Annotated in this window: 17 protein-coding genes and 1 riboswitch; of the genes, 8 read left to right on the forward strand and 9 right to left on the reverse strand. The window is 74.3% G+C overall.

Features of this window, described 5'->3' with window-relative positions; genetic code table 11:
* Position 1: 1 nt before the first annotated feature.
* Positions 2-2197 carry an AAA family ATPase gene (locus HNR68_RS01300; RefSeq protein ID WP_179716799.1) on the forward strand — a complete coding sequence of 732 codons (2196 nt, stop codon included), beginning with the start codon at positions 2-4 and terminating at the stop codon, positions 2195-2197.
* A 10-nt stretch (positions 2198-2207) separates the two neighbouring features.
* Here the strand turns inward: HNR68_RS01300 and HNR68_RS01305 are convergent, their stop codons facing one another.
* Together HNR68_RS01305 and HNR68_RS01310 are read right to left on the reverse strand one after the other, a co-directional pair.
* Positions 2208-2834: a LytR C-terminal domain-containing protein gene (locus HNR68_RS01305; RefSeq protein WP_179716801.1), complete on the reverse strand. Its 627-nt coding sequence runs from the start codon at positions 2832-2834 to the stop codon at positions 2208-2210.
* Complete coding sequence (locus HNR68_RS01310) at positions 2834-3163, reverse strand: DUF3263 domain-containing protein (RefSeq protein WP_343050434.1); 330 nt, start codon at positions 3161-3163, stop codon at positions 2834-2836. Before HNR68_RS01310 ends, HNR68_RS01305 begins: the two co-directional genes overlap by 1 nt.
* Before the next feature lie 292 nt (positions 3164-3455).
* Here HNR68_RS01310 and HNR68_RS01315 point away from each other — a divergent pair, with 292 nt between their 5' ends.
* The 4 genes from HNR68_RS01315 to HNR68_RS01330 all read left to right on the forward strand — a co-directional run bounded on the left by HNR68_RS01315 (position 3456) and on the right by HNR68_RS01330 (position 9037).
* Positions 3456-4031, forward strand: a complete 576-nt coding sequence (locus HNR68_RS01315; protein ID WP_179716805.1) for a peptide deformylase — start codon at positions 3456-3458, stop codon at positions 4029-4031.
* A 169-nt stretch (positions 4032-4200) separates the two neighbouring features.
* Positions 4201-5844, forward strand: a complete 1644-nt coding sequence (thiC, locus tag HNR68_RS01320; RefSeq protein WP_343049872.1) for a phosphomethylpyrimidine synthase ThiC — start codon at positions 4201-4203, stop codon at positions 5842-5844.
* Between the two features lie 138 nt (positions 5845-5982).
* Positions 5983-6849, forward strand: a complete 867-nt coding sequence (thiD, locus tag HNR68_RS01325; RefSeq protein WP_179716807.1) for a bifunctional hydroxymethylpyrimidine kinase/phosphomethylpyrimidine kinase — start codon at positions 5983-5985, stop codon at positions 6847-6849.
* Between the two features lie 214 nt (positions 6850-7063).
* Positions 7064-9037 carry an FUSC family protein gene (locus HNR68_RS01330; RefSeq protein WP_179716809.1) on the forward strand — a complete coding sequence of 658 codons (1974 nt, stop codon included), beginning with the start codon at positions 7064-7066 and terminating at the stop codon, positions 9035-9037.
* A gap of 198 nt (positions 9038-9235) precedes the next feature.
* Here the strand turns inward: HNR68_RS01330 and thiG are convergent, their stop codons facing one another.
* The 3 genes from thiG to thiO form a co-directional block, all read right to left on the reverse strand.
* Positions 9236-10000, reverse strand: coding sequence for a thiazole synthase (thiG, locus tag HNR68_RS01335; RefSeq protein ID WP_179716811.1), 765 nt, complete (start codon positions 9998-10000; stop codon positions 9236-9238).
* Position 10001: 1 nt separating this feature from the next.
* Positions 10002-10202, reverse strand: coding sequence for a sulfur carrier protein ThiS (gene thiS / locus HNR68_RS01340; protein WP_179716813.1), 201 nt, complete (start codon positions 10200-10202; stop codon positions 10002-10004).
* A complete protein-coding gene (gene thiO / locus HNR68_RS01345) occupies positions 10190-11317 on the reverse strand; it encodes a glycine oxidase ThiO (protein WP_179716815.1) in 1128 nt (375 codons plus the stop codon). The genes thiS and thiO overlap by 13 nt, the downstream gene beginning before the upstream one ends.
* A riboswitch (TPP riboswitch) is annotated at positions 11309-11414 on the reverse strand. Its footprint overlaps the gene before it by 9 nt.
* Positions 11415-11509: 95 nt before the next feature.
* Here thiO and thiE point away from each other — a divergent pair.
* Entirely contained in the window at positions 11510-12181 is a 672-nt protein-coding gene (thiE, locus tag HNR68_RS01350) for a thiamine phosphate synthase (RefSeq protein WP_179716817.1), read from the forward strand.
* Positions 12182-12277: 96 nt separating this feature from the next.
* Here thiE and HNR68_RS01355 read toward each other — a convergent pair whose 3' ends face one another.
* The 3 genes from HNR68_RS01355 to HNR68_RS01365 form a co-directional block, all read right to left on the reverse strand.
* On the reverse strand, positions 12278-13399 hold the full coding sequence (locus HNR68_RS01355) for a S1 family peptidase (RefSeq protein ID WP_179716819.1): 1122 nt from the start codon (positions 13397-13399) through the stop codon (positions 12278-12280).
* 271 nt (positions 13400-13670) lie between these two features.
* Positions 13671-14597: a superantigen-like protein SSL4 gene (locus HNR68_RS01360; RefSeq protein ID WP_179716821.1), complete on the reverse strand. Its 927-nt coding sequence runs from the start codon at positions 14595-14597 to the stop codon at positions 13671-13673.
* A 112-nt stretch (positions 14598-14709) separates the two neighbouring features.
* Positions 14710-15468 carry a GntR family transcriptional regulator gene (locus tag HNR68_RS01365; RefSeq protein WP_179716823.1) on the reverse strand — a complete coding sequence of 253 codons (759 nt, stop codon included), beginning with the start codon at positions 15466-15468 and terminating at the stop codon, positions 14710-14712.
* 306 nt (positions 15469-15774) lie between these two features.
* On the opposite strand from HNR68_RS01365, the gene HNR68_RS01370 reads away from it, so the two are divergent.
* Positions 15775-16824: an SIS domain-containing protein gene (locus HNR68_RS01370; protein WP_380575447.1), complete on the forward strand. Its 1050-nt coding sequence runs from the start codon at positions 15775-15777 to the stop codon at positions 16822-16824.
* A gap of 148 nt (positions 16825-16972) precedes the next feature.
* Here the strand turns inward: HNR68_RS01370 and HNR68_RS01375 are convergent, their stop codons facing one another.
* On the reverse strand, positions 16973-17815 hold the full coding sequence (locus HNR68_RS01375) for an amidohydrolase family protein (RefSeq protein ID WP_179716827.1): 843 nt from the start codon (positions 17813-17815) through the stop codon (positions 16973-16975).
* A 184-nt stretch (positions 17816-17999) separates the two neighbouring features.
* On the opposite strand from HNR68_RS01375, the gene HNR68_RS01380 reads away from it, so the two are divergent.
* The gene (locus HNR68_RS01380; protein WP_179716829.1) at positions 18000-18965 is read left to right on the forward strand and encodes an N-acetylglucosamine kinase; all 966 of its coding nucleotides are present in this window, start codon (positions 18000-18002) and stop codon (positions 18963-18965) included.
* The last annotated feature ends 42 nt before the right edge of the window (positions 18966-19007 follow it).

The raw sequence follows: 19007 nt of genomic DNA on the forward strand, positions 1-19007 counted from the left end.
CGTGTCGTCGACAACGCTGACCGCTCGGGTCTCGACCTCCGCCAAGGACGCTCGGCGCGGAGTCGTGCGCCTGCACCCCGAAGTGCTCGACGCGCTCGGGCTGCGGCCCTGGAACGCCGTCCAGCTCACCGGCGCACGGATGACCGTGGCGCTCGCCGCCGCGGCCGCGCCCGGCACGCCCACCGGCGTGGTGCTGCTGGACGACGTGGCGCTGATGAACCTCGGGCTCACCGAGGGCGCCGAGGTCGGCGTCGCCCCCGTGCAGGTCAGCGCGGCGAAGCGGGTCGTCGTCGCCGGTTCGCGGATCGCGCGCGCCACCGTCGCGCCGGAGACGCTGCGGCTGGCGCTCACCGGCAAGGTCTTCAGCACCGGCGACACCGTCTCGCTGCTGCCGCAGGACGTGGCCCCGGCGACCGCCGCGAACCCGGGCGAGGTGCGCCGCAAGCTGTCCACCGCCATCGGCTTGACCTGGACCAACGAACTCATCACCATCGCCGCCACCGACCCGGCCGGGGCGGTCGCCGTCCAGCCGTCCACGGTGGTCGAGTGGCGCGACGGCACCAGCCCGGCCCCCGTGCCGACCGCGCCCGCCGAGGCGCCCGCGGAACACCCGCCCGAGGCGGTGGTCCCGGTCGCCGACCTGGTCGGGTCCCGCGACGCCGCCAAGCGGCTCGGCGAGTGGCTGCGGCTGGCCTTCGACCAGCCCGAGCTGCTGCGCCGCCTCGGCGCCGAACCGCACCTCGGCGTGCTGCTCAGCGGGCCGTCCGGGGTCGGCAAGGCCACGCTGGCCCGTGCGGTCGCCGCCGACGTCGGCGCCGAGCTGGTCGAGCTCGCCGCACCGAGCGTCGCCGCGCTCGAAGCGGCCACCGCCGCGCAGCGCCTGCACGACGCGATCGGCCGGGCCACCCGCGCGCAGGGCAACCGCGTGCTGCTGCTGACCGACGTGGAGGCCCTGCTGCCCGCCGGCGACCCGCCCCCGCTGGCCACCGTGGCGCTGGACGCGATCCGCGGCGCGGTCGGCGCCGACGGGCTCGCCGTGGTCGTCACCAGCTCCCAGCCGCAGTCCGTCGACCCCAGGCTGCGCGAACCCGGCCTCGTCGACCGGGAGCTCACGCTCGGCCTCCCCGACGACACCACCCGCACCGACCTGCTGCGGGTGCTGCTGCGCGGCGCGCCGCTGGCCGACGACGTGCAGCTGTCCGAGGTCGCCGAGCGCACTCCCGGCTTCGTCGTCGCCGACCTGGTCGCGCTGTGCCGGGAGGCCGCCGTCGGCGCGGCGCTGCGCCACCAGGACGACACCACCGACCCGCGCATCCGCCAGCAGGACCTGCTGGACGCGCTGGCCTCGGTCCGGCCGATCTCGATGTCCACATCGGACAACCTGCAGACCGGCGGGCTGACCCTGGACGACGTCGGGGACATGGCCGAGGTGAAGCAGTCCCTCACCGAGACGGTGCTCTGGCCGCTGCAGTACCCGGACTCGTTCACCCGGCTCGGCGTGGAGCCCCCGCGCGGTGTGCTGCTCTACGGCCCACCGGGTTGCGGCAAGACGTTCCTGGTCCGGGCGCTGGCGGGCACCGGGCGGCTGAACGTGCTGGTCGTCAAGGGCGCGGAGCTGATGGACAAGTGGGTCGGCGAGTCCGAGCGCGCGGTCCGCGAGCTGTTCCTGCGCGCCGCCAACGCGGCCCCGGCGCTGGTGTTCCTGGACGAGGTGGACGCGCTGGCGCCCCGCCGCGGGCAGTCCTCGGACTCGGGGGTGGCCGACCGGGTGGTGGCCGCGCTGCTCACCGAGCTGGACGGCGTGGAACCGCTGCGCGACGTGGTGGTGCTGGGCGCGACGAACCGCCCGGAGCTGGTGGACCCGGCGCTGCTGCGCCCCGGCCGCCTGGAACGACTCGTCTACGTGCCCCCGCCGGACGCGGCCGCCCGCGAGGCGATCCTGCGCGCCGCGGCGAAGAACACCCCGCTGGCGTCCGACGTGGACATCGCGGCGCTGGCGGCCGAGCTGGACGGCTACTCGGCGGCGGACTGCGCCGCCCTGGTGCGCGAGGCGGCGCTCACCGCGATGCGCGAGTCGCTGTCCGCCGCGGAGGTCTCGGCCGCGCACCTGGCCACCGCGCGCGAGGCGGTCCGCCCCTCCCTCGACCCGGCGCAGCTCGCGGCCCTCGAGTCCTACGCCCAGTCGCACCGGCCCTGAGCGCCAGGGGTCACTTGGCCGAGACCGGGCCCGTGTAGTCGTTGGTGATGATGGCGATCAGGCCCGGCGTCGCGTCCTGGATGCCCTCGAAGCGGGGCTCGGCGCGGGCGCCGATGAAGACCGCGAGGTCCTCGGCCTGGCGCTCCTCGTCGGTGCCCGGGCGGAAGTAGACGGTCGTGGTGGGGATCCGCCCCGCCGAGTAGTTGCCCACCTCGGGCACCTCGTACCCGGCCCGGCGGAAGTCCTCCGCCGCGCGGTGCGCGAGCCCGCTGATGGTGCTGTTGTTGTAGACCCGCACCGTGACCAGCTCGACGCCGTGGCCGGTACCGCCCGGCACCTCGGGCTGCTGCTGGCCCGCCGGCGGGGCCGGCTGCTCCTGGCCCACGGGCGGCAGCGGCGCCTGCGACGGCTGCTGCGGGTCGGAGGCGGCGGGCAGCGAGGGGGTCGGCGACGGCGCCAGCGACGACCCCACCGGGTAGTTCCCGGGTTCGGGGGGCAGCGGCTGAGCGGAGTCCGGCGCGTCGCCGCCGGAGACCAGCGTGGCGACGCCGATGGCGCCCGCGATCACACCGGCCCCGATCAGCCCGTAGCCGACGAGCTTGGCCTTGGCGGGTCCGGCGGATTCCCCTGAAGTCATCAGTGCAACTCGATTCCCAGTCGTTGGGCGGCCCGCGCGCGCTGCCGGGCCGCCCGTGCCTTGCGCAGCCGTTTGATCAGCATAGGGTCCGCCCGGAGAGCGGCCGGACTGTCCAGCAGCGCGTTGAGCACCTGGTAGTAGCGCGACGGCGACATGTCGAACAGCTCGCGGATCGCCTGCTCCTTCGCGCCCGAGCGCTTCCACCACTGCGCCTCGAACGCGAGCACCCCGCGCTCCCGCTCGGTGAGCTCCCCGGACGCGGCGGGCTCGGGTTCCGGCTCGGGCTCGGGTGCGGGTTCCGGGGCCTGCTCCGCAGCGGGCTCGGCCACCGGTTCGACGAGCCGCAACCGCCGTCCGTCCGGCGATCGTTGCTGCTGCTCCTGGAGGCGCGCCAGCTGCTCGCACTGGCGAGCGATCTCCTGCGCGGTCAGCATCTGGGCGGCGTCCATCCGACTCCTCGCCTCCGCGGTCCGGGCCTTCGGCGCGTTCGGGAATCACACGGCTGTGATTCCGTTCTTGATTACACCACGACCGGCCGACGCAGCAGAACGGATCACACCGGCGGGTAGCGGACCGGCCGCCACCGGTCCGACGACCAGCGCGACCGATAGGGTCCCCTCCATGGCTGTTCACCCGATCCGCGTCTACGGCGACCCGGTGCTGCACAACCCCACGCGCCGGGTGGAGCACTTCGACGACGACCTGCGCACCCTCGTCGAGGACATGTTCGAGACGATGGCCGCCGCGAACGGGGTCGGGCTGGCGGCCAACCAGATCGGCGTGGACCTGCGGGTCTTCGTCTACGACTGCCCCGACGACGAGGGCGTGCAGCACCGCGGCCTGGTGGTGAACCCGGAGCTGACCACCTCCGAGGTCCCGCAGACGATGCCGGACCCGGACGACGACTGGGAGGGTTGCCTGTCGGTGCCCGGCGAGTCCTTCCCGACCGGCCGGGCGAGCTGGGCGAAGGTCACCGGGTCCGATGTGGACGGCAAGCCGATCGAGGTCGAGGGCACCGGGTTCTTCGCGCGCTGCCTGCAGCACGAGACCGACCACCTGGACGGCTACGTCTACCTGGACCGCCTGGTGGGGCGGCACAAGCGCGCCGCGAAGCGGATGGTCAAGCGCAACGGCTGGGGCGTGCCCGGCCTGTCCTGGGACCCCGCCGAGCACGGTGACCCGTTCTCTGAGGACTGAGGCCGACATCGGGGTGACCGGGCTTGGCACCGGGCCGGAGCGCGGCTAGCCTCGGCGCCGACTGGTGAAGACCGCGGGAGCTCGCACCTGGAGCGGGCTGAGAGGGCGGCTGGGGCCGCCGACCGCATGAACCTGACCGGGTAATGCCGGCGTAGGGAGTGGAGTGGCAGTGGCCGACGTGCGTCCGAACGCGTCCGAGAACGCCAGCGAGATCACCACCGGGCCGATCAGCGGGTCGCGGAAGGTGTTCCACAGCACGGGATCCGGTCTGCGAGTGCCGTTCCGCCGCATCGAGTTGACCAACGGCGAGCACCTCGACGTGTACGACACCTCCGGGCCGTACACCGACGAGACCGCCACCGTGGACGTCCACAGCGGACTCCACCGGGTGCGAGCGGGGTGGACCGACGGACGGGAGCACCGGACCCAGCTGGCCTGGGCCAGGGCCGGGGTGATCACGCGGGAGATGGAGTTCGTCGCCACCCGCGAGGGCCTGAGCCCCGAGTTCGTCCGCGAGGAGGTGGCCAGCGGCCGGGCGGTCATCCCCGCCAACCGCTGCCACCCGGAGAGCGAGCCGATGGTCATCGGCAAGAACTTCCTGGTGAAGGTCAACGCCAACATCGGCAGCTCCGCGGTGACCTCCTCGGTCGAGGAGGAGGTGGAGAAGATGGTGTGGGCCACCCGCTGGGGTGCCGACACCGTCATGGACCTGTCCACCGGCAAGCGCATCCACGAGACCCGCGAGCGGATCCTGCGCAACTCGCCGGTGCCGGTCGGCACCGTGCCGATCTACCAGGCCCTGGAGGAGGTCGGCGGCGACCCGGCCGAGCTGAGCTGGGAGGTCTACCGGGACACCGTCGTCGAGCAGTGCGAGCAGGGCGTGGACTACATGACCGTGCACGCCGGGGTGCTGCTGCGCTACGTGCCGCTGACCGCCCAGCGCGTCACCGGCATCGTCTCCCGGGGCGGGTCGATCATGGCCGCCTGGTGCCTGGCGCACCACCGGGAGAACTTCCTGTACACGCACTTCAGCGAGCTGTGCGAGATCCTGCGCGACTACGACGTCACGTTCTCCCTCGGCGACGGCCTGCGGCCCGGCTCCATCGCCGACGCCAACGACCGCGCGCAGTTCGCCGAGCTGGAGACCCTCGGCGAGCTCACCCGCATCGCCCGCGAGCACGACGTGCAGGTGATGGTCGAGGGGCCCGGCCACGTCCCGATGCACCTCATCGCCGAGAACGTGCGGCGCGAGGAGGAACTGTGCGGTGAGGCGCCGTTCTACACGCTGGGGCCGCTGACCACCGACATCGCGCCCGCGTACGACCACATCACCTCCGGCATCGGTGCGGCGGTGATCGCGCAGGCGGGCACCGCGATGCTCTGCTACGTCACGCCCAAGGAGCACCTGGGCCTGCCCGACCGGGACGACGTCAAGACCGGCGTGATCACCTACAAGATCGCCGCGCACGCCGCCGACCTGGCCAAGGGCCACCCGCGCGCGCAGGAGCGGGACGACGCGCTGTCCAGGGCGCGGTTCGAGTTCCGCTGGACCGACCAGTTCCGCCTGTCGCTCGACCCGGACACCGCGCGGGCGTTCCACGACGAGACGCTGCCCGCCGAACCGGCCAAGACGGCGCACTTCTGCTCCATGTGCGGCCCGAAGTTCTGCTCCATGAAGATCACCCAGGACATCCGGGAGCTCGCCGAGGAGCGCGGGCTCACCACCGTCGAGGCGATCGAGGCGGGCATGCGGGAGAAGTCCGAGGAGTTCGCCCGCACCGGCGGCGAGATCTACCTCCCCCTGGCCGACTGACACCCCGCAGGCGCCCCTCCGGCGTGCCGCACCCGCCGCGCGCCGGAGGGGCGCGGCCCCGGGGCTGCTTCCGCTCCTCGCACTGCCGCGCGAGAGGCGTGACCTCCGACGAAGGGAGCAGGTCGTAGCATGGGTCCGATGCACGAGACCTCGGCGGAGCACGCAGCACGGCCCGCGAACGACACCGCCCCACCGACCGCGCTGACCATCGCCGGCTCGGACTCCGGGGGCAGCGCCGGGATGCACGCCGACCTGCGCGCGTTCTTCGCCTGCGGGGTGCACGGGATGACCGCGGTCACCGCGGTGACCGTGCAGAACACCGTCGGCGTCACCGGGCTGGTGGAGATCCCGCCGGAGACCGTCGCCGCGCAGGTCGAGGCGGTGGCCTCGGACATCGGGGTGGACGCCGCCAAGACCGGGGTGCTCGCCTCCGCGGCGACCATCGAGGCGGTGCTGGAGGTCTGCGACGCCCACGGCATCGGCCGCGGCGGTCGCACGCCGTTCGTGGTGGACCCGGTCGCCGCCTCCCGCAGCGGTGAGCCGCTGCTGCGCCAGGACGCCCTGGACGCGCTGCGCCACGAGGCCTTCCCCCGCGCCTCCCTGGTGACCCCCAACCTCGACGAGGTGCGGCTGCTCACCGGCATCGACGCCCGCACCCGCGCCGACCTGCTGGACGCGGCCAAGGCGATCTACGACTTCGGCCCGGAGTGGGTGCTGATCAAGAGCGGGCACCTGCCCGACGACCCGGAGTGCGTCGACCTGCTCTACGACGGCTCGACCGCCACCCCGCTGGCCGGTCCCCGCTACGCCACGGTGCACACGCACGGCGCCGGCGACGTCTTCGCCTCGGCGATCACCGCGGCGCTGGCCAAGGGCGCCTCGATGCCGGACGCGGTGCGCGCCGGCAAGCGGTTCGTCACCCGCAGCGTGGAGCACGCCTACCCGCTCGGCGCCGGGGTGGGGCCGGTGTCGACGTTCTGGCGGGTCAGCCCGCGGTCCTACTGACACGCCGACACCCCCCATGAGCCCCCTAATAGAGTGATTTTCATCCCGGATCCGTAACCCGAATGGTGTGGCTCATCGACAACCTTGTCGAGAAGCGCGTATTTCCCAGGACCGCACGCCTCTGCCGCGCGCGGTCCGCTGCGCGCTGCGCGGACGATCATGAACAGGGGTTTTCGACAGCGTGGGCGACTCGGTCAGGACTGCTCAGTCGGCGGTGAGCACGTGGGCCCGGCAACTGCTGGCCACCGAGGCCGGGGCACCGGACCCGCACCAACGCCAGTACGCGGTGCTGGTGGTGGCGGCGGTGGTCGCGGGCACCGCGTTCGGCTGGTTGTTCGACCTGCAGACCCCCGCGCTGATGGCCGGGCTGACGGCGGTGCTCGCGCTGGTCGCCACCGGCGGCCAGTCGCTGCGCTCGGACCTGCGCCGGTTCGTCTGGTTCACCCCCGCGCTGGTGCTGGTGATGACCGTCGGCCCGCTGCTGGCGAACGTCCCGGTGCTGGCCTGGCTGGTGGTGGCGCTCGTCGTCTTCGGCGCCGGCATGCTGCCCGCGCTCGGCGAGCACTACCGGGTCGGCGGGCAGACCTTCGCCGCGGCGACCCTGGTGTCCACCACGACCGGCCTCGGCAGCGACCAGCCGGCGTGGGTGCTGCTGGCCGCCTCCGCGTCCGGTGCGGTGTTCGCCCTGCTGCTGCGGGTGCTCATCGGGCTGAGCGACCCCGGCCGGGCGACCCGGGTGGCCGTTGCGCGGACGTTGACCGAACCCGGCCCCGGTGTCGTCGAGTCGGCCGCCGCCGCGTGGCGGGCTGACGGCTCCAGCACCTGGCTCGGCGAGGTGCTGGCCGGTGCCACGCGCTTCCGCGCCGCTCGCGAGGTGCTGCTCGCGCAGGCCCAGCAGAGCGACCGCATCGAGGCCGAGCGGCTGCACCGGATCGTCGCGGAGGCCGACGAGGTCGCCGCCGAGCTGGCCAGGGCGGTGCGCGCCCGCGCCTGCACCGGGCTGCCCCACGCCGCGCGGCGCGACCCGGCGGAGGCGGTGCTGGCCCGGGGCGGTCGGCAGGACCTGCCGGACGCGGTGCGCGGGCTCAACGAGGGCCTGGACCGGATCCGCGCCACCGTGGTGCGCCGCGTCGAGACCCCGCTGCCCCCGCAGGCCCCCGGGGCACGCCGGGAACGGCTGAAGGGCGCGGTGCGGGCGCACCTGTCGCTGCGCTCGTCGCTGTTCCGGCACGCGATCCGCTGCACGCTCGCGGTGTCCCTCGGCATGGTGATCGTGCTGCTGCTGCGCGACCCCTCGGCGTCGAGCCTGCTGCTCGCGCTGTACGTGGTGCTCCAGCCCGCGGCCCGGGACAGCATGACCGGCGCGTTGGAGCGCACCGGTGGCGCGGTGCTCGGCGTGACCGCGCTGGCCCTGCTCATCACGCTGCTGCCCGGGGCGTTCCTGCTGGTGCCGCTGGTGATCGGCGGGATGCTGCTGAGCATGCCCCGGCTGCGCACCGAGTACCAGGCGCTGCTGAGCTGCCTCATCGTGATCACCGTGGTGGACCAGGCGATGCGGCTGGACCGGCCGCTGGTCAACGTCGGGATCAGCTTCGCCGCGAACACCGCGGTCGGCGCCGCCATCGCGCTGATCGTCGGCTACGTCGCGTACCTGGTGCTGCCCAGCAGCATCCTGCCGGACGTGCGGGGCGCGGTGCGCTCGACGGTGTGGGCGGTGTCCGAGCTGCTGCGCAGCGTCCGCGCGGCCGGCCAGGGCGTCGACCTGCCCGCGGCCCTGCAGGCGGCGAACGTGCTGGCGCTGCGGCGCACCCAGGACCTGATGGGCGTGCCCGCGCTGCTGGACGGCACCGGCGAGGAGACCGACGACGAGCGCGCCACGCGGGACGCGGCGATCGCCCTCGACGCGCTGCGCCAGGACGTGTCGACGCTGGCCTTCCGGCCGGAGGCCGAGCAGGCGGTGGCGGTGCCGGCGCTGCGCGCGGTGGACGACCTGCTGGGCGGCAAGCCGACGGCGAAGATCCCGGACGTGCCGGAGGGCAGCGCCCCGGCGACGGAGCTGCTGGCCAGCTCGCTGCTGGAGAACGCGCTGCACGCCCGGCACGCGATCGACCGCACCTTCGGCTACGACAACCCGTGGAAGAGCTACACGATCTCCTTCGTCCGCCCCGAACGTCTCCACATCCGCTGACCCGCGGCGGGCCGGTTCCGAGCGCTGGGGCGGGACGCGGTCCCCAGCGACCGACCCGACCACGGCACCGTCCCCGCGCACCGTCGAGGCGAGAACGCGCGTGCCCTCGGCGAGCAGGAGGGAAGGGCACCTCCGCTCAACTGCGTTGGCGGAAGGTGCCCTTCACCTCGTGCAGCGCGGCCGGGGTTGAACGGTTCGTCAGCCCATGGGGCGGCCGGGGCTGGAGGCTTCGGCCCAGAAGCGCTTCGGGATGCGGCCCGCGAGGGACGCCAGGCGGCCCGCCTCGACCGCCGACCGCATGGCCGCCGCCATGCGCTCCGGGTCCTGGGCGCGGGTCACCGCCGTGGCCAGCAGCACCGCTGAGCAGCCCAGTTCCATCGCCAGGGCCGCGTCGGAGGCGGTGCCGATGCCCGCGTCGAGGATGATCGGCACCGAGGCCCGGGAGACGATCATCTCGATGTTGTGCGGGTTCCGGATGCCCAGGCCGGTGCCGATCGGCGAGCCCAGCGGCATCACCGCGGCGCAGCCGACCTCCTCCAGCTTCAGCGCCAGCACCGGGTCGTCGTTGGTGTAGGCCAGCACCACGAAGCCCTGGTCGACCAGCTGCTCGGCGGCGTCCAGCAGCTCCACCGGGTCAGGCAGCAGGGTGTCGTCGTCGGCGACGACCTCCAGCTTGACCCAGTTCGTCTCCAGCGCCTCGCGCGCGAGCTGGGCGGTCAGCACCGCCTCGGCCGCCGTCCGGCAGCCCGCGGTGTTGGGCAGCGCCTCGATGCCGAGCTTGGCCAGCAGGTCGAGCACACCGGTCCGGCCGCCGGCGTCCGCGCGGCGCATCGCCACGGTGGTCAGCTCGGTGCCGGAGGCGATCAGCGCGCGCTCCAGCACCGCGAGGTTCGTCGCCCCTCCGGTCCCGGTGATCAGCCGCGAACCGAACTCGCGGCCGGCGATCACCAACGGGTCGTCCATGTCACCCTCCTTGCACTGCGGTGAGGACCTCGATCGCGGCCCCGGGCCGCAGCTCGGTCCCCGGCCAGCTCGCGCGCGGCACCACGGCGCCGTCCACCGCCACCGCCACGCCCCGTTCGGGGACGCCGAACTCCGCCAGCACCGCAGCGAGGTCGGCGTCGTCGGCGACCTGCCGCGACTCCCCGTTGATCACGACGTCCACTGCTGTCCTCCCCATCGACTCGGATCGGCGGCCTTGACCAGCGCGTCCGGCTCCCCGCCGCGCAGCAGCGCGAGCACCGCGTCCGCGGTCACCGGGGCGAGCAGGAAGCCGCCGCGGTGGTGCGCGGTGGCGGCCAGCACGCCCGGCTCCAGCCAGCCGAGGACGGGCAGGTTGTCGTCGGTGCTGGGCCGCAGCCCCGCCCTGACCTCGACCAGCTCGTACTCCGCGATGCCCGGCAGCACCTGCTCGGCGTCGGCGATGAGGTCGCGCACGCCGCCCACGGTGACCGCGGTGTCGAACCCGACCTCGTGCTGGGTCGCGCCGAGCACCAGTCCCCCGTCGTCGCGCGGCACCAGGTAGACCGGCCGCCCGTGCACCGGTCCGCGGACGGTGCGGCTCGGCGGCGGCAGCGCCGTGGACCGCGCGCGCAGCCGCAGGATCTCGCCCTTGACCGGCCGGATCCGGCCCCGCAGCGCGGGGTGCAGCTCGCCGGAGTGCGCCCCGGCGGCGATCACCGCCACGTCGCAGTCCACAGTGGAGCCCTCGAGCTCCACCGCGCCCGCGCGCACCGCCTCCGCGCGCGCCGCGACGAACTCCACCCCGGCCGCCGTCGCCGCCGCGCGCAACGCGGCCAGCGCCTGGCGGTTGTCGACCGCGAGGTCACCGGGGACGTCGAGGCCGCCGCGCACCGCGGGCCCCAACGACGGCTCCCGCCGTCGCGCCTCGCGCCCGGACAACCGGGTCACGGTGCGGCCCCGGCGGGCCAGGTAGTCGGCCAGATCGTCCAGCAGGGCCCGGTCGGCGCTGTCCACCCCCACCACCAGGGTGCCCTCGCGGCGCAGACCGGACGGCAGACCGGACGCGCGGCTCAGCTCGTCGGCGAACGCGGGCCAGCGCTCCAGCGACGCGCTGCCCAGCTCCAGCAGCTCCTCCTCGCCGGGCCAGGCCTCGGCGATGGGCGCGAGCATGCCGCCCGCCACGAACGACGCCCCGGACGCCGGTTCCGGGTCGACCACCTGCACTCGGTGCCCGGCGGACGCTGCGCGCCAGGCGACGGACAACCCGATGACCCCGCCGCCGATGACGACGACGTGTTCGGTTCGCTTCCCAGACAACTCCACGCTCCCTGCGCCGGCATGACCCGGATCAGGTTCGACGGTCGGGGCCTGCGCCCCCTCTCAGCCCGGCTGCCGGGCTCCCGTGCTCACCGCCCCACACCGTACCCCTCGACGGCGCCGGTTCCGAGCCCGCTGCCGTGCGCACCGAAGACGGGTAGGGCTGCTCCGTCTGGAGCTACCCTGTGGGGCATGCCTGGACTGGACGGCTTCGGCATCCGCGCCCGCCTCGCCGAGGCGAAGCTCTACCTGTGCACCGACGCGCGCACCGAGCGCGGCGACCTCGCGGAGTTCGTGGACGCCGCGCTGGACGGCGGGGTGGACATCGTGCAGCTGCGCGACAAGCAGCCCAGCGGCGCACCGCTGGAGGCCCGGCACGAGCTGGCCGCCCTGGAGGTGCTGGCCGAGGCGTGCGTCCGGCACGGCGCCCTGCTGGCGGTCAACGACCGCGCGGACATCGCGCTGGCCGCCGAGGCCGACGTCCTGCACCTGGGGCAGGACGACCTGCCGGTGGAGGTCGCGCGGCGCATCGTCGGTGACCAGATCGTCATCGGCCGCTCCACGCACGACGTGGTGCAGGCCGACGCCGCGGCGGCCGAGCCGGGCGTGGACTACTTCTGCACCGGCCCGGTGTGGACGACGCCGACCAAGCCGGGGCGGCCGGCGGCCGGGCTGGACCTGGTGCAGCACGCGGCGGAGCACCGCGGGCACGGCCGGCCGTGGTTCGCCATCGGCGGCATCAGCCTGGACAACCTCGACGAGGTGGTGAAGGCCGGCGCGGAACGGGTCGTGGTGGTCCGCGCGATCACCGAGGCCGAGGACCCGGGCGCTGCCGCCCGCGAGATCCGCGCCCGCCTCCCCTGACCCCGCACAGGCCGACGCGCCGGGCTGCGTGCGCGCGTCCGGACACGAGAACGGCCCCCGGCACCGGTGCCGGGGGCCGTCTTCAGTGGGGACCGATCACTGCGTGAGCAGGGTCAGGCCGTAGGCCGACAGGATCGGGTTGACCGGCTGGAAGTAGGTCGTGCCGCCGGAGCTGCAGTTGCCCGAACCGCCCGAGGTCACGCCCTGCGCCTGGTCGCCGGAGATGAACGAGCCACCCGAGTCACCGGGCTCGGCGCAGACGTTGGTGCGGGTCAGACCGCTGACGGTGCCCTCCGGGTACTGCACGGTCTGGCTCTTCGCCTCGATCGAGCCGCAGTGCCAGCCCGTGGTCGAGCCGGAGCGGCAGACCGACGAGCCCTCCGAGGCCTCGGTGGAGCCACCGACCGCGACGGTGCTGCCGTCGTAGCGGTTCACCGCCGCGGTCGGGGTGTCGGAGGTGACGCTGACCCAGGCGTAGTCGTTGCCCGGGAACCGCGAGGCCTCGAACTGGCCGGTCGGCTGGGACGTGCTGTCACCGGCCGAGCCGCAGTGGCCGGCGGTCACGAAGCCGCCCTGCACCGAGAACCCGACCGAGCAGCGGGCGCCGCTGCCGATGTAGTAGGCGTTGCCGCCGACCACCGCGTAGGTGCGGGGGTTCTCCGTCGACTCGACGACGCGCACGGCCTCGGCGAGGACGCCCGCGGTCTGCACGAACTGGGCCGCCTCGGCCGCGGTGCCGGGCCGGGTGGTGACGATGACCGAGTTGTCCCGGGCCTTCGCGTACCAGCCCGTGACCGCCTTCGGCGCGGTGGCGGCGCGGGCGTTGAGCCCCTGGACCACGCCGTCGAGCTGCTCGGCGGTGAAGTCGGCCTTCTTCGGGTCCGCGCCCGCCGCGCGGATCTCGTCGAAGCGGGCCTCGTCGGTCGTCAGGACGACCAGCTGGCCCTTCCGGGAGTCGAAGTAGGAGCCGCCGTACACGCTGCCCAGCGACTGGCGCAGCACCTGCTCAGCGCGAGCGGCCTGTGCCTCCTGGTCGAGGCGCTGCAACGCCTGCTCCCGGGTCAGGCCGAGGTCGCGTTGCATCGCTTCGAGCTGGGTCACCGCCAGGGTCTCCGGCGGGGCGGTTTCGGTCGCGGTCGCCGGCATGGTGAGCGCGGCGACAGTCCCCGCTGCCAGGAGCACGGTCCCGGCCACCCGAGCCGCGAGTCTCCGCTTCATCTGGTGTCTCCCTCGTGTGAGATGGATCTCAGCGCCCCCGTCGCGAGATCCAGTATCAGAGGACGACACCAGTCCCACATCCACCATTTGCCACATCACGCACAAAAACGGCCTGATCGAGGGAGATGTGGCCCCGTTCGCAGCACCACGACGTGCGGACACCGGAGGAACAGCGCTGTGCCACCTGACGGCACGCGCGGGAAATGAGTGAAAAATTTGCGCGGAGCGCTCGGCCGTCGACCGGCGCTCCGCGCGAGGCGCTCCCGGCGGTTCAGCCCGGGAACGGCTCCGGGAACGGGCCCGTCGGCGGCACCGACTCGCTCGGTTCCTGGCTCTGCGTCGGCTGCCGGGTCGGGGTCCGCTCCGCCGAGGTCTCCTCCGTCGGCCGCTCGGTGGGCTGCGGCGCCTCCGACGTCGGCTCCGGCGCCGTCGGCCGGGTGGGCGGGGCCTCGGGGGTCGACTCCGGGGCGCGGCTGGTGGTCTCCACCGGCTCCTCGTCCTCCGTCGTCGTGGGCGGCGCCACCGGCTCGCGGGGCTCGCGGTGCAGCACCTGGCCGAGCGTGGTGCCGCCGCCCCCGCCGGACAGCGACCGGCCGGTGATCCCCTCGAAGCCGGTGACCACGACCATGCTCACCACGAACGCCAGCGCGCAGGTGGCCGCCGCGACCAGCCAGCGCCGCCGGACCCGGCGCCGGTCGACCGGTGGGGACTCCTCCCGGACGTCCTCCGCCACGGCGCTCGCGTCGATCCGCTTGGTGGCGTCGGGGTCGACGACCTGCTCACCGCCCGGCCAGTGCATGCCGGCCTCGATGCGCTTCGTCTCGGCGGACGACGCCCCCGGCGACCGCGTGGCCCCCTCCTCCGGCTCCTCGCCGGAGGACTCCCGCAGCTGCACGCGGGTGCGCGCCTGGGCGGCCTGCTTGGCCTTCTCGGCCGCGATCAGCGCCTTGTCCTTCGCCCGCTCGAACGACCGCTGGTACAGCGCACCACCGACGGTGATGATCACGCTGGTCATCCCGGCACCGATCACGGTGCCCGCGACCCCCAGCCGGGACCCCAGGAAGGCCGCCGTCACCGACGCCGTGGCCGCCCCCGCGACCTGCGCCGGCTTGATCTCCAGCTTCCCGGACCCGTCCTTCTCGCCGACCTCGTCCTCGTCGTCCCGCTCGTCCTGCCGATCCTCTTCCCGCCTGACCATGGGACTCCCACGCTCGTCGAACGCACTCCCTCCAGGACGGGGAACGGCCGACCGGGCGCCCTTTCTCCTGCCAGACGACTTTCGTGAGGACCCCCACTCGGCGTAACGCCGCTCAGCTGGACGGCGGGTTGAGGCGGGCGACGAACTTGTACCGGTCGCCGCGGTAGATCGACCGCACCCACTCCACCGGGCGGCCCTCGGTGTCGAAGGAGTGCCGGGACAGCAGCAGCATCGGCAGCCCCACCTCGGAGCCCAGCAGCTCCGCCTCCTCCGGGCTGGCCAGCGCGGTCTCGATGGTCTCCTCGGCGTGCCCGAGCTCGACGTCGAAGTTCTCCCGCAGCACCTGGTACAGCGAGCCCCCGGACTCCAGCCGCCCGGTGAGCCCGCGGAACCGGGTCAGCGGCAGGTGGGTGGTCTCGATGGCCATCGGCTCACCGTCGGCGAGGCGCAGTCGGCGCAGCCGGAGCACGGTGGAGCCGGCCTTGGTCTCCAGCAGCTCGGCCAGCTCGGCGTCGGCCGGTTCCTCGACGACCTCCAGCAGGCGCGAGGTGGGCTGCCTGCCCTGCGCCCGCATGTCCTCGGTGTAGCTGCTCAGCTGCAGCCGCTGAGCGACCTTCGGCTTGGCGGCGAAGGTGCCCTTGCCCTGCACCCGCAGCAGCCGGCCCTCCACCGTCAGCTCGGCCAGCGCCTGGCGCACGGTGGTGCGGGAGACGTCGAACTCGGCGGCCAGCGACCGTTCGGTGGGGATCGGCGATCCGGGCGGCAGCGAGCGGAGCATGTCCAGCAGGTGCTGCTTGAGCCCCCAGTACTTGGGTTCGCGCTGCGCGCGCCCCGTCGAGTCCGCTCCGCCGGACGCGGACGTTTCGAGCATCGTTCCTCCTACCACCACGACCTGCCTGGAGCGCCGCGGCCGCTGCGTCACCGAAGTCGTCCAGGCCTCCAGCATGCCGGAACCGCGCGGCGCCGCGTGCGCCACCGGACGGCGTCGGCCCTGGAGCCCGGACCAGCCTTGTGCGTGGGTGCACAGTAACCCCGCGCGGTCGTGACACCGGGTGTGTCGCACCACATTCCTCGCGCGCGCCGCGAGCGCTCACCGCGCGGGCCCGCGGCAGGGCGGGCGACGATTGAGGTGCGCGGCGACCGCCGAGTACGATTGGTCTAGACCTCAAGCGAAGGGATGGGCCCGATGACCGCCACCCGTGGCCAGCACATGGCCGACGAGATCCGCCAGCAGCCCGCGATCTTCGCCGACCTGCTGGCGGCCCGGGACGCGATCGCCGACGTCGCCGCCGTGGTCGCCCAGCGCCGTCCGCGCTTCGCGCTGCTGGCCGCGCGCGGGTCCAGCGACCACGCCGCGCTCTACGCGAAGTACCTGGTCGAGACCCTGCTGCAGCTGCCCGCGGGGCTGGCCTCGCCGTCCACCACCACGCTGTACGGCGCGCAGCCGGACCTCACCGACGTGCTGCTGGTGTCGGTGAGCCAGAGCGGCGGGTCGCCGGACCTGCTGGAGGTCACCGAGTCCGCCCGCAAGCAGGGCGCGCTGACCGTCGCCGTCACCAACACCGCCGACTCCCCGCTGGTCACGGCCGCCGAGCTGTCGGTCGACGTCCGCGCGGGCCGCGAGCAGGCGGTCGCGGCGACCAAGACCTACGGCGCCACCCTGCTGGCCCTGTACCTGCTGGTCGACGCCGTGCGCGGCGGCACCGGCGAGCAGGCGGCGGACCTGCCGGACCTGGCCGAGCAGACCCTGGCCTCCGGTCGGGAGGCGGTGGACGAGGCGGTCGGCCGCTACCGCTTCCTGGAGCGCATGGTGACCACCGCCCGCGGCTACTCGCTGGCCACCGCCCACGAGGCGGCGCTGAAGCTGGCCGAGACCAGCTACCTGTCCGCCCGCTCCTACAGCGGGGCGGACCTGCTGCACGGCCCGGTCGCGGCGGTCGACGCGGACACCGCGGTGCTCGCGGTGGCCAGCCGGGGTCGCGGCGGTGCGGCGATGCGCGAACCGCTGGAAGCGGTGGCGGAACGCGGCGCGGATGTCTGCGCGATCGGCTCGGCGGCCCAGGACGTGCCGGCCACCCACCGGATCCCGGTCCCGGCCTGCGCCGAAGAGCTGGCGCCGGTCCTGGAGATCCTGCCGGTCCAGCAGCTAGCGCTCGGCCTGGCCCAGGTGCGGGGCTTCGACCCGGACAACCCACGGGGCCTGAACAAGGTGACCCGGACCCGCTGACCGCGGGCTCGCCGCCGCGCGCGGGACGGGATGCACCCGAGAAGAGCCCGCCTCACCGAGGGGGCGGGGTAAGGCGGGCACCGCCAGGTTACGCCGATCGGAGCAGGCCGCAAACGTCGGGGCGCGGTTGCGCCAGAGGCGGAAGTCCTCAGATGTCGTAGACCGCGCGGGCGTTGGCGTCGAAGACCGCCGCGCGCTGCCGGTCGTCGAGGTCCGCCAGCAGCTGCTTGGTCAGCTCGATGACCTGGCGGTACTCGGCCGCCAGCAGGCACACCGGCCAGTCCGAGCCGAACAGGAGGCGGCGGGGCCCGAAGGCCTCCAGCACCACGTCCACGTAGGGGCGCAGCCTCACCGGATCGGGTTGCCGTGCCCACTCGTCCTCGGTGACCAGACCGGACAACTTGCACACCACGTTCGGGTGGGCGGCGAGGGCGCGGAGGCGGTCCGCCCACGGCTGCAGCTCACCGCTGGCCACCGGCGGCTTCGCGCAGTGGTCGAGCACGAACGTCAGCTGCGGGAACTGGGCGACCGCCTTGGTCGCGGCGGGCAGCTGGTCGACCCGCACCAGCAGCTCGTAGACCAGGCCCGCGTCCTCGACCGCGGCCAGCCCGTTGAGCACGGCGGGCCGCAGCAGCCAGTCCGGGTCGGGTTCGTCCTCGACCTGGTGGCGGAGGCCCTTCAGCCAGCGCCCGGAGGGGTGGGTCTGCAGGCGGCCGATCTGCTCGCGCACGTCGCGGGCAGTCAGGTCGACCCAGCCGACGACCGCCGCGATGCGGTCGACCGTGTCGGCCAGCACCAGCAGCTCGGGGGTCTCGTCCGGGTCGGAGACCGTCTGCACGAGCACCGTGGCGTCCACGCCGGTGCCGCGCAGCGCCTCCTGCAGGTCAGCGGGCCGGAAGTCGCGGCGCAGCGGCTCCATCTCGGGCCCGACGATCCACGGCTGGTCGCGGACGTCGAGGTCCCACAGGTGGTGGTGGGCGTCGACGGTCATCGGCCCTCCTCGTCCACATCGGACGGTGCGGGCCGGGCGTGGTCGACCATGGTGCTTCTCCCCGACTGATCACGAAACGCCTCGATGTATAGCCGGTCCCGGACGCGGGGTCCAGCGGTTGGCGAGATCGGTCATGTTCGGGGTTGTCGTCCTGCCCGCCACCCCGGACGCGTAGAAAGGGCGCATGCACTGCGACGCAGCACCGGCCGTCCTCGGCATGGACGTCGGCGGCACCAGCAGCCGCGCGCTGGTCAGCGACCTGTCCGGCCGCGTGCTGGGCCGCGGCGAGGCCGCCGGCGGCAACCCGAACTCGCACCCGGCCGACGAGGCCGTGCGGCAGATCGCCGCCGCCACCCGGACCGCCCTGCGCGAGGTCGACCCGGCGCGGGTGCGCGCCGCCGTCATCGGCATGGCCGGGGTGAGCAAGATGGCCGACCCGCAGTTCCGCGAGCTGTTCGAGCGGGAGTGGGCGCGGCTCGGCCTGAGCTGCGGGATGCGCGCGATCAGCGACTGCGAGGTGGCCTTCGCGGCGGGGACGCCGGAGCCGACCGGCACCGTGCTCATCGCGGGCACCGGGGCGATCGCGGCCCGCATCGACCGGCACGAGCTCACCCGGACCGCGGGCGGCTACGGCTGGCTGCTCGGCGACGAGGGCTCGGCCTACTGGCTCGGCCGCGAAGCCGTCCGGGCCACCCTCGCCGCGCTGGACCGGGGCGAGGAGCTGCGCGGGCTCACCGCGGCGGTCCGCGAGGCCCTGCTCCCGGACGTGCCGGAGGTGACCCGCAAGCAGCTGATCACCGCGGTGAACGCGGAGCCACCGATCCGGCTCGCGGAGCTCGCGCCGCTGGTCACCGGGGCCGCGGACGCGACGGCCGCGGACATCGTGGCGCGCGCTGCGCGGGTGCTCGCCGACACCGCGGAGCAGACCCGCGCTCCGGGCGACAGCACCCCGATCGTCCTGGCCGGTGGGCTGGTCGCCCCGGGCAACCCGGTCGGCGACGCGCTCCGCGCGGAGCTCGCCGACCGCGGCTTCCCGACGCCGAGCACGGCGGGTCCCGGCGCGGCGGGCGCGGCCTGGCTCGCGGCCCTCGACCTCGCCCCGGACCCCACCGCCCTGCACCGCCACCTGCTCCCGGCGACCACGCCCTGACCGCACCGCCACACGCGGCGCGCGGTCCCGGGCGGTGGGACG

The organism is Saccharopolyspora hordei (assembly GCF_013410345.1).
In the GTDB taxonomy this organism is placed as follows: Bacteria; Actinomycetota; Actinomycetes; order Mycobacteriales; family Pseudonocardiaceae; genus Saccharopolyspora; species Saccharopolyspora hordei.

Bases quoted from the DNA above. Each gene is read 5' to 3' on its own strand.
- HNR68_RS01305 (WP_179716801.1), bottom strand. From the start codon at position 2,834: ATGACTTCAGGGGAATCCGCCGGACCCGCCAAGGCCAAGCTCGTCGGC.
- HNR68_RS01315 (WP_179716805.1), top strand. From the start codon at position 3,456: ATGGCTGTTCACCCGATCCGCGTCTACGGCGACCCGGTGCTGCACAAC.
- thiD (WP_179716807.1), top strand. From the start codon at position 5,983: ATGCACGAGACCTCGGCGGAGCACGCAGCACGGCCCGCGAACGACACC.
- thiG (WP_179716811.1), bottom strand. From the start codon at position 10,000: ATGGACGACCCGTTGGTGATCGCCGGCCGCGAGTTCGGTTCGCGGCTG.
- thiE (WP_179716817.1), top strand. From the start codon at position 11,510: ATGCCTGGACTGGACGGCTTCGGCATCCGCGCCCGCCTCGCCGAGGCG.
- HNR68_RS01355 (WP_179716819.1), bottom strand. From the start codon at position 13,399: ATGAAGCGGAGACTCGCGGCTCGGGTGGCCGGGACCGTGCTCCTGGCA.
- HNR68_RS01360 (WP_179716821.1), bottom strand. From the start codon at position 14,597: ATGGTCAGGCGGGAAGAGGATCGGCAGGACGAGCGGGACGACGAGGAC.
- HNR68_RS01365 (WP_179716823.1), bottom strand. From the start codon at position 15,468: ATGCTCGAAACGTCCGCGTCCGGCGGAGCGGACTCGACGGGGCGCGCG.
- HNR68_RS01370 (WP_380575447.1), top strand. From the start codon at position 15,775: ATGGGCCCGATGACCGCCACCCGTGGCCAGCACATGGCCGACGAGATC.
- HNR68_RS01375 (WP_179716827.1), bottom strand. From the start codon at position 17,815: ATGACCGTCGACGCCCACCACCACCTGTGGGACCTCGACGTCCGCGAC.
- HNR68_RS01380 (WP_179716829.1), top strand. From the start codon at position 18,000: ATGCACTGCGACGCAGCACCGGCCGTCCTCGGCATGGACGTCGGCGGC.